Source organism: Streptococcus australis ATCC 700641, assembly GCF_000186465.1.
GTDB lineage: Bacteria > Bacillota > Bacilli > Lactobacillales > Streptococcaceae > Streptococcus > Streptococcus australis.
On sequence record NZ_GL636091.1, the window covers coordinates 1,541,707 to 1,556,239 of the forward strand.

Annotated in this window: 14 protein-coding genes; 12 read left to right on the top strand and 2 right to left on the bottom strand. The window is 41.5% G+C overall.

The genetic code is table 11. The features are described from left to right. Positions 1 to 155 precede the first annotated feature (155 nt). Both HMPREF9421_RS07170 and guaA read right to left on the bottom strand, forming a co-directional pair. Complete coding sequence (locus HMPREF9421_RS07170) at positions 156 to 461, bottom strand: hypothetical protein (RefSeq protein ID WP_006596352.1); 306 nt, start codon at positions 459 to 461, stop codon at positions 156 to 158. A gap of 182 nt (positions 462 to 643) precedes the next feature. Next, positions 644 to 2,209, bottom strand: a complete 1,566-nt coding sequence (gene guaA / locus HMPREF9421_RS07175) for a glutamine-hydrolyzing GMP synthase (RefSeq protein WP_006596353.1) — start codon at positions 2,207 to 2,209, stop codon at positions 644 to 646. A 138-nt stretch (positions 2,210 to 2,347) separates the two neighbouring features. Between guaA and HMPREF9421_RS07180 the strand changes: the two genes are divergently transcribed. The 12 genes from HMPREF9421_RS07180 (at position 2,348) to xerS (ending at position 14,477) form a co-directional block, all read left to right on the top strand. Next, positions 2,348 to 3,046: a GntR family transcriptional regulator gene (locus HMPREF9421_RS07180; protein ID WP_006596354.1), complete on the top strand. Its 699-nt coding sequence runs from the start codon at positions 2,348 to 2,350 to the stop codon at positions 3,044 to 3,046. 43 nt (positions 3,047 to 3,089) lie between these two features. Then, positions 3,090 to 4,358 carry a glycosyltransferase gene (locus HMPREF9421_RS07185; protein WP_006596355.1) on the top strand — a complete coding sequence of 423 codons (1,269 nt, stop codon included), beginning with the start codon at positions 3,090 to 3,092 and terminating at the stop codon, positions 4,356 to 4,358. Beyond that, complete coding sequence (locus HMPREF9421_RS07190; protein WP_006596356.1) at positions 4,355 to 5,332, top strand: NAD-dependent epimerase/dehydratase family protein; 978 nt, start codon at positions 4,355 to 4,357, stop codon at positions 5,330 to 5,332. Before HMPREF9421_RS07185 ends, HMPREF9421_RS07190 begins: the two co-directional genes overlap by 4 nt. After that, the gene (locus tag HMPREF9421_RS07195) at positions 5,307 to 6,122 is read left to right on the top strand and encodes an MBL fold metallo-hydrolase (protein WP_006596357.1); all 816 of its coding nucleotides are present in this window, start codon (positions 5,307 to 5,309) and stop codon (positions 6,120 to 6,122) included. The genes HMPREF9421_RS07190 and HMPREF9421_RS07195 overlap by 26 nt, the downstream gene beginning before the upstream one ends. Continuing rightward, complete coding sequence (locus tag HMPREF9421_RS07200; protein ID WP_006596358.1) at positions 6,100 to 7,368, top strand: F390 synthetase-related protein; 1,269 nt, start codon at positions 6,100 to 6,102, stop codon at positions 7,366 to 7,368. The genes HMPREF9421_RS07195 and HMPREF9421_RS07200 overlap by 23 nt, the downstream gene beginning before the upstream one ends. Before the next feature lie 11 nt (positions 7,369 to 7,379). Then, positions 7,380 to 8,324: a 3-oxoacyl-[acyl-carrier-protein] synthase III C-terminal domain-containing protein gene (locus HMPREF9421_RS07205; protein WP_006596359.1), complete on the top strand. Its 945-nt coding sequence runs from the start codon at positions 7,380 to 7,382 to the stop codon at positions 8,322 to 8,324. Between the two features lie 79 nt (positions 8,325 to 8,403). After that, entirely contained in the window at positions 8,404 to 8,736 is a 333-nt protein-coding gene (locus HMPREF9421_RS07210) for a putative DNA-binding protein (protein ID WP_006597341.1), read from the top strand. A gap of 34 nt (positions 8,737 to 8,770) precedes the next feature. Then, on the top strand, positions 8,771 to 10,342 hold the full coding sequence (gene ffh, locus HMPREF9421_RS07215) for a signal recognition particle protein (RefSeq protein WP_006596361.1): 1,572 nt from the start codon (positions 8,771 to 8,773) through the stop codon (positions 10,340 to 10,342). Positions 10,343 to 10,408: 66 nt separating this feature from the next. After that, the gene (locus HMPREF9421_RS07220; protein ID WP_006596362.1) at positions 10,409 to 11,176 is read left to right on the top strand and encodes an alpha/beta hydrolase; all 768 of its coding nucleotides are present in this window, start codon (positions 10,409 to 10,411) and stop codon (positions 11,174 to 11,176) included. A gap of 104 nt (positions 11,177 to 11,280) precedes the next feature. Continuing rightward, complete coding sequence (locus HMPREF9421_RS07225) at positions 11,281 to 12,264, top strand: acetylxylan esterase (protein WP_006596363.1); 984 nt, start codon at positions 11,281 to 11,283, stop codon at positions 12,262 to 12,264. A 464-nt stretch (positions 12,265 to 12,728) separates the two neighbouring features. Further along, positions 12,729 to 13,097 (top strand): hypothetical protein, encoded by a 369-nt coding sequence (locus HMPREF9421_RS07230; RefSeq protein ID WP_006596364.1) that lies wholly within the window; start codon positions 12,729 to 12,731, stop codon positions 13,095 to 13,097. A gap of 309 nt (positions 13,098 to 13,406) precedes the next feature. Then, entirely contained in the window at positions 13,407 to 14,477 is a 1,071-nt protein-coding gene (gene xerS, locus HMPREF9421_RS07235; protein WP_006596365.1) for a tyrosine recombinase XerS, read from the top strand. The last annotated feature ends 56 nt before the right edge of the window (positions 14,478 to 14,533 follow it).

Genomic DNA, 14,533 nt, shown 5'->3' on the forward strand with positions numbered 1-14,533 from the left:
GATTACAAAAAAGAGGCTGGGACAAAAGTCCTAGCCTCTCAATTGTCTTTGGATTATCGAGCAAGACGCAGTGGTTGAGTGGGCTCTACTAAGCTGTGCGGAGGTGGGACGACGAAATCGAATTCTAACGAATTACCGATTTCTATCCCACTCTCTTAATCTGTTACTTCGATTGAGAGATAAGGAATACCTAAGATTTTTCCGAAAATACCTAGAAGTGTTTTCATAGCTGATGCTTTAATAACAGCAGTTTGACCAGCTTTTACGATCACTTCCTTAGAACGTGTGAAGGCTCCTCTTTGATCTACGTAGAGCTTAACCATATCAAGCCCTTCAGGAAGCGGTAGTGTAACGGTTTCGTCTTTGCTTAAGTTGGCAACACATTCTCCATTGATATAAACGTTTACCTTCATTAATACACCTACAAGGCCAGTTTGACGAGATACGGTAATTTCTGACATTTGATTCTCCTAACTTTATGAATTCCTTACTCAAAAGGAATAGTTTTAAACTATCATAACATAAGCGCTAGATTCATACAAGAGGTTTTTTCATTTGGGGCATTTTGATTATAAATGCTGTCTTACATATATAAAAAAAACGCTGAAATCAATGATTTCAAGCGTTATGTTGTCAATTCATTCTATTCCCACTCAACAGTTGCAGGTGGTTTACTTGTAATATCATAGACGATGCGGTTAACGTGGTCAACTTCGTTTACGATACGAACGGAGATTTTTTGGAGAACTTCCCAAGGAATCTTAGCGAAGTCAGCTGTCATACCGTCGATAGAAGTGATAGCACGGATGGCAATGGTATAGTCGTAAGTACGACCATCGCCCATAACACCTACTGAACGAACGCCAGTGTTAACAGTGAAGTATTGCCAGATGTCGCGGTCAAGACCAGCTTTAGCGATTTCTTCACGAAGGATAGCATCTGATTCACGGACTGTTTCAAGTTTTTCTTCAGTAATTTCACCCATGACACGGATAGCAAGCCCTGGGCCTGGGAATGGTTGGCGCCATACGATGTGGTCTGGCATACCAAGTTCAGTTCCAAGAGCACGAACCTCATCCTTGTAAAGAGTGTTGAGTGGTTCGATGAGTTCAAACTGCATATCTTCTGGAAGACCACCCACGTTGTGGTGAGACTTGATAGTTTGAGCAGTATCCGTACCTGACTCGATGACGTCTGTATAGAGTGTTCCTTGTGCTAAGAATTTCACATCTTTCAGCTTGCTTGCTTCATCATCAAAGACATAGACAAACTCGTTACCGATAATCTTCCGTTTTTGTTCAGGATCAGATACACCTGCCAACTTGTCCAAGAAACGTTTGGCAGCGTCTGCTTTGACAATGTTCAAACCAAACTTACCACCAAGCATATCCATAACTTGGTCAGCTTCCCCTTTACGGAGAAGACCGTGGTCTACAAAGATACAGATCAATTGATCTCCGATAGCTTTTTGGAGAAGAACCCCAACAACAGAAGAGTCAACACCACCAGAGAGACCAAGGAGAACACGTTTGTCTCCAACTTTCTCACGGATTTGTTTGATTTGCATCTCGATAAAGTTATCCATGGTCCAGTCACCTTTGGCACCACAGATATTCAAGGCAAAGTTGCGAAGGATATCATAGCCGTGAACTGAGTGGCGAACTTCAGGGTGGAATTGGATACCATAGATTTTCTTGTCAGGATTCTCAATCGAAGCATACGGACAGTCAGCAGAAGTACCTGTACGGACAAAGTCAGCAGGGATTTCTGTTACAGCATCACCGTGGCTCATCAAGACCAACTGTTTATCAGGTGTTCCCTCAAAGAGGGCAGAAGATTCAGCTAAGTTTAACTCAGATTGACCATACTCACGGTTACCAGCGTCCCCTGCGGGTACAACCTTTCCTCCAAGCTTGTGAGTTAATAGCTGCATTCCATAACAGATCCCAAGAATTGGAATGCCAAGTTCAAAAATTTCAGGATCAATATCGAAAGACCCTTCTTCATACACTGAGTTTGGTCCGCCTGAAAGAACGATCCCAACTGGATTGATTTCACGAACTTCAGCTGCAGTAATTTTGTGGCTCTTCAATTCTGAAAAGACACCAATCTCACGAATACGACGTGAAATAAGCTGATTGTACTGGCTACCGTAGTCAAGCACGATAATTTTTTCAACATCATGCAAATCAGTTGATAGGTTTGTCATCTTTTCCCCTTCTTCTAGAAAAATCTTTTCCTCTATTCTAACACAAAAGGCCCTTCATTACCAATCAAGACTGACTAGGATTGAAGATTTGATAAATTTGCGCTACAATAGGTTGTAATAGATAGAAAGAGTAGCAATATGATCCCAGCATACATTCAAATTCACGACCAAATCAAGGCAGAGATTGACCAGAAAATCTGGAAAATCGGACAACGCTTACCAAGCGAACGGGACCTGGCAGAAAAGTTCCAGGTGAGTCGGATGACCCTCCGTCAAGCCATCACTCTCTTGGTAGAAGAAGGAGTACTGGAGCGTCGTGTAGGCAGTGGGACCTTTGTCGCTAGCACGCGCGTCCAGGAAAAGATGCGGGGGACAACCAGTTTTACTGAAATCATGAAGGCCCAAGGAAAGATCCCTTCGACACAGGTTATATCATACAAACGCACCATACCAAGCCTACAAGAAGTAGATAAGCTTGGTATCGACAAGACTGAAACCATCGTACGTATGGAACGGGTTCGTTATGCGGATGGTGTCCCTGTTGTTTATGAAGTCACCTCCATCCCAGAGAAATTTATCAAGAACTTCAAAAAAGAAGAAGTAACCAGCCATTTCTTCCAAACCTTAGAAAAGCATGGCTATCGCATTGGTAAATCTCAACAAACCATCTACGCTCGCTTAGCTAAAGAAAAGATTGCTGAATATCTAGAAATCCCTAAAGGACAGGCCATCCTTGGGCTGACGCAAGTTTCTTACTTAGATAATGGCACAGCCTTTGAATATGTAAAGAGTCAGTATGTTGGAGAGCGGTTTGAATTTTACTTAGAAAATAATTAGACGACACAATCCCTATCATGTCAATTCAACACACGGAGGTTTTATGTCTCGGATTAAAATCGATGCTGTTGTGGTGCCTCTCAGTGGCCATCTTTATCCTGTCCTTTTACTTTTAGCCCCATTATTGCATGATCCTAACTATGAGATTCAAATTTTTACAGGACCACAAAAGCAAAAAGTAGCTGAAGATATGGGCTTTACTGTTGTCCCAATTATGAAAGACCAGGTGGATTTTTTCGATAAAATATCTACTAACCATCGTCAATTAAATCTGCTGACTGCCTATAAGCAGCTTTCTAATGGATTAGATTTAATGAATATCGTTTCTGACCAGTTACGAGAAGAATGGACTGCTCATGGTCCAGATCTAGTCATTGCGGACTATGTGACACTTTCTGGTGGTTTGATTGCAGAGGAATTGGAAATCCCTTGGATGACTAGCATGGCGACCCAATTTGCAATGGAAACACCTCTTGGCCCACCTTGCTTTTTTGCAGGGATGGGAAGTGAGCAAACTAGGTTTGATCAACTGAAGCATAGCTTAGCTAGAAAATTGACCAGACTTATCAAGCGTCTAGCGACTTTCTCTTTGAGAAGTCGTTTAAAACAATATCATTTCCGTCTCTACAATAAGGACGGATGGGAAACCATCTATTCTCCCTACTCAATCCTTGGCATCGGAATGGAAGAAGTGGAATTAAAAAAAGGCTTTCCTCCCTATTATCATTGGGTAGGACCAGTTGGCTCATCTGTTGAGAAATCTTCTGATTATCACTTTGATCTCACTCCTTTTTCGAATAAAAAAAAGGTTCTAGTCTCCTTAGGCACTCAACTTGCCTGGGCGCAGGATAACATCGTTCGGCAAACCCTAATCTTGGCTCAACAACATCCAGAATGCCAGTTCTTTGTTACCTTAGGCAAAGGGGCTGAATCTTTCCAAACAGAGAAGCTCTTAGACAATGTATCCATTCTTACTTATCTCCCTTATGAAAGTTATATCCCACAAATGGATTATGTTATCCACCATGGTGGAGCAGGGATTTTCTTTCAATGCATCAAAAATGGGATTCCAGCCTTAATCCTTCCGCATGACTATGACCAATATGATTATGCTGTTCGTGGAGTAGAAGCAGGAGTAGCCTTGCAAGCTCCCAAGGACAAGAGTCAAAAGATTGCCCAAGCCTTTGAGCAATTACTTGCAAGAAAAGACTGGGCCCAACTCAAAGAGCTCCAAAAAAGAGCTCTAGCCTATGATCCCACCAGCATTTTAAAGAAAGAAATTCATCGCTTAATTAAAAAGGAGGCGCCATGAAAGTACTCGTAACAGGAGCAACAGGTTTTCTCGGAAAATACGTGGTAAAAGAGTTAGTAGCAGAAGGCTACTTTGTTCGCGCCTTTGGTCGGAATGAAGCAGTAGGAAAAAGCTTGGTTTCTGACCAGGTAGAGTTTTTCAAAGGGGATCTAAGTTCCAAGCAAGCAGTAGAAGAGGCATGCAAGGGCGTTGAAATGGTCGTCCATGCTGGAGCTTTATCAACGGTTTGGGGGCCTTGGGAAAGTTTTTACCAAGCCAATGTCCTTGGTACCCAGCATGTTTTAGAAGCTTGTCGTACTAATAAAATACATCGCTTGGTCTATGTTTCTTCACCAAGTATTTACGCTGCACCAAAAGACCAAATCGACATCAAAGAAGAAGATGCTCCAGCTGAAAATCATTTAAATAACTACATCAAAAGTAAGCTGCTATCAGAGAAGCTCTTTCCTTCTTACCCGGATGTTCCAAGTATCATCCTTCGTCCACGTGGGCTCTTTGGCATTGGGGATACAAGCATCCTTCCGCGAGTTCTCAAGCTAAGCCAGGAAATTGGAATCCCCTTAATCAAAGAGGGCAAGCAATTGATGGACATGACCTGTGTCGAGAATGTTGCCTTGGCCATCGCTTTGGCTCTGAAAGCAGATAGGGCAGAAGGGCAAGTCTATAACATTACCAACGGCGAGCCGACTCCTTTTAAAGAACTAATAGAAGAAGCCTTGCAGGGCTTGGGATTTCCTATTCGTTATAAAAAGCTACCTGCCTTTCTTCTAGGTGGCTTAGCTTCTAGCTTAGAGGTTCTTTATCGGGTCTTACCTCTAAAGGGAGAGCCACCATTAACTCGCTATACCTACTACCTATTGCGTTATAGTCAGACTCTTGATATTTCAAAAGCAAGACAAGAGTTGGGCTATGAGCCACGCATCAGCATCAAGGAGGGAATTGCCCAGTATGTCCAAGATTATCGAAAGCATTAAGTACTTCCCTGCTGGCTTTTGTACTAGCAATCTCGCCTTGCTCTTTAAAGGGCAGAAAAGAAAGAAGATGGTTTTTCCAGCAGGCGTCTATCTCCTCAAACACCGAGAACACGGTTGTATTCTCTACGACACTGGCTATCATTATGAGATCAAAAGTAAACTCCGTTATCTTTATTACCGTCTTGGAACTCCTATGCAGATGAAAAAGGAAGACCAGATTGATTGCTTGCTTCAAGCGACAGGGATTTCACCAGATGACATTTCTTATGTCATCCTCTCGCATTTTCATCCAGACCATTTAGGAGGAGCGGGTTGTTTCAAACAGGCGCGCTTCTTGGTCACCGAGAAAGCCTATCAGGTCTACCAGAAGCCCAGCTTTAAGGATTTAATTTTTAAAGAGTTTTTGCCGGATCATTTTGAAGAATCCGTCCAAATCATGCAACCTCAAGAAACCAATCCTCTTTTTCCTTATACGGCAACAGAGGATATCTTTGGAGACGGCAGTATTCTCCTTAGTTCCCATGATGGGCACGCTAAGGGACAGGGTTGCCTATTCCTTCCAGAGTACCAATTGTTTATCGGGGCTGATCTCTGTTGGGGAATTGACCTTCTTCCCTTGACAGAGCAGATGCGCTGGATTCCTAGTCAAGTTCAGGATAATGTTGAGGCCTATTTAGAAAACGTCAATTTCTTGCGGTCATTGCTACATCAAGGGATCGCTGTTCTTGTCAGTCATGATCCAATGGATCGGGTAGAAAGGATACTAGATGAAAAAATGGACCTTTCTTAAAACCTTTTGCCAGACCCGCTGGGGGCACCGCTTTAAGAACCGAGAGGAACTCGAGCGCTACCAAGAGAAAGAGCTGCAAAAATACCAGGACTTCTTACTCCAACATTCGCCCTATTTCGCTCAAGACGTTCCAAAGGACTTCCGCTATATGGACAAGACCTTTATGATGGAGCATTTCAATGAGTTAAACACCCAAGGAATCGATCGGGACAAGGCTCTTGAAATGGCCATTCGAGGAGAGCAGTCTCGTGATTTTACAGAGATGCAAGGAGAAGTAGCAGTTGGTCTTTCCTCTGGTAGCTCCGGCCACCGAGGCATTTTTATCACGACAGAGACAGAACGTAGTATGTGGGCAGCCGCTATTCTCGCTAAAATGCTTCCCAAAGGGAAGCTCTTTGGGCACCGCATTGCCTTTTTCCTCCGTGCTGATAACGAGCTCTATCAAACCATCAATTCTCCCTTGATTCGCTTAGAATATTTTGATATTTTCAAAGATAGCCAAGAGCATATCGGGCGTTTGAATGACTACCAGCCGACTATCCTTGTGGCTCCAGCCTCTACCTTATTGGATTTAACCAAATATCTAGAGAGTCAGGCCCTACAGATTCAACCCCGAAAGGTCGTTTCCGTCGCTGAAATCTTAGAGGATCGGGACCGGGACCTTATCCGTCAGGCATTTCATCTGTCTAAGGTCGATCAGGTCTACCAAGCGACAGAAGGTTTCTTAGCCTGTACCTGTTCTGAGGGGAACTTGCACCTCAACGAGGACATTTTATCAGTGGAAAAAGACTATTTGGATGACCACCGTTTTTATCCTATCATTACAGATTTTAAACGTAGTAGCCAACCCATTTTCCGCTACCGGCTCAATGATATTCTGGTAGAGGATCCTGAACTCTGCAGTTGTGGTTCTGTCTTTACACGGATTGCTAAAATTGAGGGGCGATCAGACGATATCTTTTATTTCAAGAAAGCAGACGGCGAGCTACAGATGGTTTATCCAGACTTCATTCGGCGTTGTATCCTCTTTGTCGAAGGGATTCAAGACTATCAAGTGACTCAAACAGATGATGGACAAGTTCAGGTTGCTCTCAGCAAACGTTCACCTGAGATAGAAGAGGCTATCCGCAACCAATTTCAAGTCTTAGCAGATCAAAAGGGCTTTATCATGCCCACTCTTACCTTTATTGACTACCAATGGGACACAAGTCGCAAACTCAAGCGCGTACAACGTCTTCAAAAATAGGAGGAAGCATTATGACAAGTGTACAAAGACACGTTCGTATTAAAGGCTATGGAACAGCCTTACCCAAGCATCAAGTCACCTTTAAGGACCAGACACGTTACCGCATAAAAGAAGATGAAGAATCTCAGATCGACCTAGCCGCTCGTGCTATTGAACAGGCTCTAAAGCAGGCAGAATTGACCATGGCAGATATTGACTGCCTAGTTTCAGCGAGCGCCGTTGGGGTTCAGCCGATTCCATGTACGGCAGCTCTAATCCATGAACGAGTGGCCAAAGACTTGACCATTCCAGCTATGGATATCAATACCACTTGTACCAGCTTTATTTCAGCCCTCAGTACCATTTCTTATCTGATCGAAGGTGGCGAGTACAAGCGTGTCCTCATTGTTTCAAGTGAGGTGGGAAGCCTAGGTCTTAATCCAAAGCAGAAAGAAAGCTATGAATTGTTTAGTGATGGGGCAGCTGCTTTTATCTTTGAAAGCACGACGGAAGATTTAGGAGTGATTGCAAGCCTTCAACGGACCTGGTCTAAGGGGGCCCATGATACAGAGATTCGCGGCGGTTTAACAGCCTACCATCCAAAACATTATAGCGAAGCGACCAAAACCGACTTCATGTTTGACATGAAAGGGAAGAAAATTCTCTTACTTTCTGCGCGTGTTATTCCAGAAATGTTCCAAGAATTTCAAGACAAGGTTGGTCTTTCGCTTGCCGATGTAGACTATATCATTCCTCACCAAGCCAGTCGTGCTCTTCCTTTAGTCATGGAGAAATTAGGAGTACCAGACCATCAGTATCTTAACATCGTTAGCGATTACGGAAACATGGTTTCTGTTGCGGTGCCTTTTGGCCTAGCTTACGCCCTAGATCATGGCCTTGTCAAAGAAGGAGATACCATCTTCTTAATGGGAACTGCCGCAGGGATGACGGTTAATATGTTAGCTCTGAAACTCTGATGATCAATCCTCTTATTTCAACTCAAAAAGCATCAAGTCCCGCTAGTCTTTAGTGGGCTTTTTTGATATAATGAAAGGTATGGAAATTGAGAAAACCAACCGAATGAATGCTCTCTTTGAGTTTTACGCAGCACTTTTGACAGACAAGCAGATGAACTATATCGAGCTCTATTATGCAGATGATTACAGCTTGGCTGAGATTGCTGAAGAGTTCGGTGTTAGTCGCCAAGCTGTTTATGATAATATCAAGCGGACGGAGAAAATCCTAGAGGATTATGAGATGAAATTACACATGTACTCGGATTACATTGTACGTAGCCAGATTTTCGACCAGATCTCTGACAAGTATCCTAATGACGCTTATCTACAAGAGCAAATCGCTGTTTTATCTAGCATTGATAACCGAGAATAAACAAGATTAAAATACCTGTAATAGGAGAAGTAGTATGGCATTTGAAAGTTTAACCGAACGTTTACAGAACGTCTTTAAGAATCTTCGTAAGAAAGGGAAAATCTCTGAAGCGGATGTCCAAGAGGCAACCAAAGAGATTCGTCTAGCCCTCTTAGAGGCCGACGTTGCCCTTCCTGTTGTAAAAGACTTCATCAAACGGGTCCGCGAGCGGGCCGTAGGGCATGAGGTTATTGAAACCCTGAACCCTGCCCAACAAATCGTGAAGATTGTCGATGAAGAATTGACAGCCATTTTGGGTTCTGAGACAGCAGACATTATCAAATCTCCAAAAATTCCAACCATTATCATGATGGTCGGTCTTCAAGGGGCTGGTAAAACAACCTTTGCTGGGAAATTGGCTAACAAATTGGTCAAGGAAGAAAATGCACGTCCTTTGATGATTGCGGCCGATATCTATCGTCCAGCTGCCATCGACCAGTTGAAGACGCTTGGTCAACAGATCAATGTCCCTGTCTTCTCATTGGGAACAGAAGTCCCTGCAGTCGAGATCGTACGTCAAGGTTTGGAGCAAGCAAGAGCCAACCACAATGACTATGTCTTGATCGATACTGCTGGTCGTCTGCAAATCGATGAAAAACTCATGGGCGAGTTGCGCGATGTCAAAGCTCTTGCTGAGCCGAATGAAATCCTCTTGGTCGTCGATGCCATGATCGGTCAAGAAGCGGCCAATGTGGCGCGTGAGTTCAACGAACAACTCGAAGTGACCGGGGTCATCTTGACCAAGATTGATGGGGATACCCGTGGTGGTGCGGCCCTTTCTGTCCGTCAGATTACTGGAAAACCAATCAAGTTCACTGGTACTGGTGAAAAAATCACTGATATCGAAACCTTCCACCCAGACCGCATGTCTGGCCGGATCCTCGGTATGGGGGATATGCTGACGCTGATCGAGAAGGCTTCTCAAGAATACGATGAGAAACGCTCCATTGAACTCGCTGAGAAGATGCGGGAAAATACCTTTGATTTCAACGACTTTATCGATCAGTTAGATCAGGTTCAAAACATGGGACCAATGGAAGACCTGCTCAAGATGCTTCCAGGTATGGCCAACAATCCAGCCATGAAGAACCTTAAAGTCGATGAACGAGAAATTGCTCGCAAACGCGCGATTGTATCATCCATGACCCCAGCTGAACGGGAGAATCCAGATTTGTTGAACCCTAGCCGTCGCCGTCGGATTGCTGCTGGTTCAGGAAACAGCTTTGTCGAAGTCAACAAATTCATAAAAGACTTTAACCAAGCCAAACAGATGATGCAAGGTGTCCTATCAGGCGATATGAACAAGATGATGAAACAAATGGGGCTTAATCCAAATAATATGCCGAAGAATATGCCTGGTGGCATGCCTGATATGTCAGCCCTCGAAGGCATGATGGGACAAGGCGGGATGCCTGACTTGTCAGCTCTTGGTGGAGGCGCTGGGATGCCTGACATGAGCCAAATGTTCGGTGGTGGTCTCAAAGGAAAAGCCGGCGAGTTCATGATGAAACGGGCGATGAACAAGATGGCCAAACAAATGCGCAAGAATAAGAAAAAACGGAAATAATTCTTTCTAATAAGGGCCTGGAACACACTGTTCTGGGTTCTTTTAGAAACTACTACTAGAGGAAACATGTTAAAAAAACTATTTCAACAACTCATTCGTTTCTTTATAAGACTGTTTTCTTCGCACAGAAAGCCCTTTGAATTTCCTAAAGGGTCGAAGAAACCACCGATCAGACCGATCATCTTTGTACCTGGAAGTTCGGCTAGTATCCAGCGATTCAACAGAACCATCCGCATGCTCCATCGCTTTTCTAGAAAAAAACAGAGTCTCTTAAAAATAAAAGTCAACAAAGATGATTCTATAGAGATGGAAGGAAGACTGAATACGAAAGAGCCGAACCCGATGATTGTGATTGGCTTTGAAAACAATCGAGATGGCTACAGCAATATCAAGCAGCAAATCGAATCCCTTAAGAAAGCTTTAACCTATCTTCTTGATCACTATTATTTTACAGAGTTTAAGGCAGTCGGACACTCCAATGGTGGACTAGTTTTGACTGGTTTATTGGAGAGTGGCTTTTTAGAGAAGAAAAAGCTGACCGTAAGCAAGCTCGCTATTATTGGTAGTCCTTACCGATTCAATCAAGAGATGTATGATGATTTTCAAATATGGAAGCATCGCCTAGGAAAAGAAGTAGAGGTCCTTAACTTTGTTGGTAGCTTTGCTGGGAAATCAGACGGCATCGTCCCTCTTTCTAGTGCACAAGCAGCAAAATCTATTTTTGAGAAACAAGCCTATACAGAAGTAAATTTAAAAGGTCGAAAGGCTCATCATTCTGCATTACCCACTAATCCAGAGCTAGTGAAACAATTAAATCTATTTTTGAATCTATAATTAATTACATAATTTCGGTTATGTAATTTTTATTTGTCTCTTGCAATCCTTAAGTAAATATGGTACATTTTTGGTAGCGATTACACATACTTAAGGAAGATTTTATGAAAAATCCCAAATTATTAAAAACAATGAAAGATTATAAGGGGCGTGATGAAGTGCCCGCAGACTTTGATACCTTTTGGAATCAAGCCTTAGCAAACATTGCTGAACTTCCTGAATACAAGCTTGAAGAACGAGATTTCAGCATTCCAAATGTTGTTTGTTATGAATTGACCTTTAAAGGAACACGAGATGGTCTTGTTTATGCGCGAATTGTTTTCCCAAAAACAGATCAAAAGATTCCAGTTATTTTCCATTTTCATGGTTATATGGGCCGTTGTTGGGATTGGACAGACATGCTGGCTTATACAGTAGCTGGCTATGGAGTTGTGTCTATGGACGTAAGAGGTCAATCAGGCTATTCAACAGACGGAGATCGATCACCACTTGGAAATACTGTAAAAGGACAGATTATCCGCGGAGCTGTGGAAGGTCCAGATGAGCTATTTTATAAGGATGTTTACTTAGATCTTTACCAGTTAATAGAAATTGTAGCTAGCTTTCCTCAAGTTGACAACAGCAAACTCGCCAGCTATGGAGCCTCTCAAGGCGGTGCCCTGGCCCTGGTTGCTGCTGGACTGAATCCACGGATTCAACAAACTGTAGCCATTTATCCATTCTTATCGGATTTCAGACGTGTATTAGAGATTGGGAACACTAGCGAAGCCTATGACGAGCTTTTCCGTTATTTCAAATTCCATGATCCATTCCATGAAACGGAAGACCAAATCATGGAGACATTAGCCTATATTGATGTGAAAAATTTTGCCCATCGCATTAAAGGAAAGGTTCACATGATTACAGGATTAGATGATGATGTCTGTTATCCTGTGACACAGTTTGCCATTTATAATCGATTAGAAGGTCCAAAAGAGCATTTAATCATGCCAGAATATGCCCATGAAGCTATGAACGTCCAAGTCAATGATCGTGTGTACAATTGGCTCTGTGGTAGCAAGATTTCCCTTCGATATGTAGAAAAATAAGTTAGAGAAAAAAACAATCAGTAGATCCGTGAGATTTGCTGATTTTATTGTGTTTAAAAAAACTAAAAGTTTATGTACAATTGACCTAACTAGAGCTAAACCATTGATACAACTGAATTAGAAGCATAAAGTACATTCTTTAAAAAGTGTGCTTTATTTTTGTTTTGTACATTATTTTCTAGTGTTATTTTGTATGTTTTTTAGTACTTTATATCATCTAATCTAAGAAATCTATTTGTACACTTTTTCAATAATAATTAATGCTTAATAAGAAATTTAAAGTTCAAAATCTGGAACTAGTTTCAAATACAATAAATTGAATTCTAACACAATCATGAATATAATTAAGTTGGGTAGGGTAGAGATTTACCCAGAAAGGAGATTTGCTGTAACTTAAGCATTCTAAGTAAGAAACCAACTGGTTAGTATACTCTTAATAAATTAAAAGAAAGAAGGTTTAAAAAATGACTAAAAAAATTTTACCTTTAACATTAACTATTTTGACTGTGGGATTAATTTCATTTGCTTTATTAAACCCTGTTATTGCCAATTCGTTAGGAAGTGCTCAAAAAGAAAATCAAACAATTGAAATTTATAAGGAACTTCTAAAAAACAAGTCAGAAAAAGAAATTAACGAATATTTCTTAAACCTACCCGATGATCAACTAATTATTGCGGACGATTCAGGTGGATTTTCAACTAGCTCAACCAACGATTACAGTAACCCAGTTGAAACAATTGATAAAGATGGCAATAAAGAAGTAAAATCATTTCAAGATAAAACTGTATCAGCAACAATCGGTGAAATTAAAGAAGCATTAAAGAATAACTAGAGAGTCAACACAATATCCTAGATTATAAGAGTTCTATTTATATGTAGAACTCTTTTTCTGATTAGCTTAATTTTACAAATTGAGGTATAAGAAAATGTACATTTGAAAAAATATTTAGTTTTCACTTAAATAAAGTACATAATTAAGTATAATTGGCTTAAAATAAATTTTTGGTTACATAAATGTATAGAAAGAAAACTAAAACAGTCCTATAGATCCCCTATAACATCTTTCCGAAAAACTATAATTTTCTTGAAAAATATGTCTAGCTATGCTATACTACTAGTATAGAAAGATTTGGAGAATAACATGAAACGCGAGATCTTATTAGAACGGATTGATAAACTCAAACAAGTCATGCCATGGTACGTCTTAGAATATTACCAATCAAAACTGGCCGTTCCATATAGTTTTACGACCTTATACGAATATTTAAAGGAATACGATCGATTTTTCACCTGGGTCTTGGAATCTGGTATATCAGATGCTGACACCATGGCTAATATCCCTTTAGAGGTTCTGGAGCACATGACGAAGAAAGACATGGAATCCTTTATCCTTTACTTGCGTGAACGTCCTCTGCTCAATGCCAATACGACGAAAAACGGGGTTTCTCAAACAACCATTAACCGTACCCTTTCGGCACTTTCTAGTCTGTATAAGTATTTGACTGAGGAAGTTGAAAACGAGCAAGGGGAACCTTATTTCTACCGTAATGTCATGAAGAAGGTTGCTACCAAGAAAAAGAAAGAAACCTTGGCGGCCCGAGCTGAAAATATCAAGCAAAAGCTCTTTTTAGGGGATGAAACAGAAGGTTTTCTCAACTATATCGACCAGGAGTACCCTCAAACACTCTCCAATCGTGCCTTATCTTCCTTTAATAAGAATAAAGAGCGTGATTTAGCCATTATCGCACTCCTTCTTGCATCTGGTGTCCGTCTCTCTGAGGCAGTTAACCTAGATCTTCGAGATCTCAATCTTAAGATGATGGTGATTGACGTCACTCGAAAAGGTGGAAAAAGAGACTCAGTTAATGTCGCTGCCTTTGCTAAGCCTTATTTAGAGCAATATCTTGCTATTCGAGACAAACGTTATAAGACAGAAAAGACTGATACAGCCCTCTTTCTGACCTTGTATCGAGGTGTTCCAAACCGAATTGATGCTTCTAGTGTTGAAAAGATGGTGGCCAAGTATTCAGAAGACTTTAAAGTCCGCGTAACTCCCCACAAACTGCGCCATACTCTTGCAACCCGTCTCTATGATGCAACCAAATCCCAAGTTTTGGTCAGCCATCAGCTGGGACATGCTAGCACACAGGTAACGGACTTGTATACGCATATCGTTAATGACGAACAGAAAAATGCCTTGGATAGTTTGTAAGATACATAATATAAATTATGTAATATTTTAGTGTTAGAAAAAGAGCGTAGGATTTT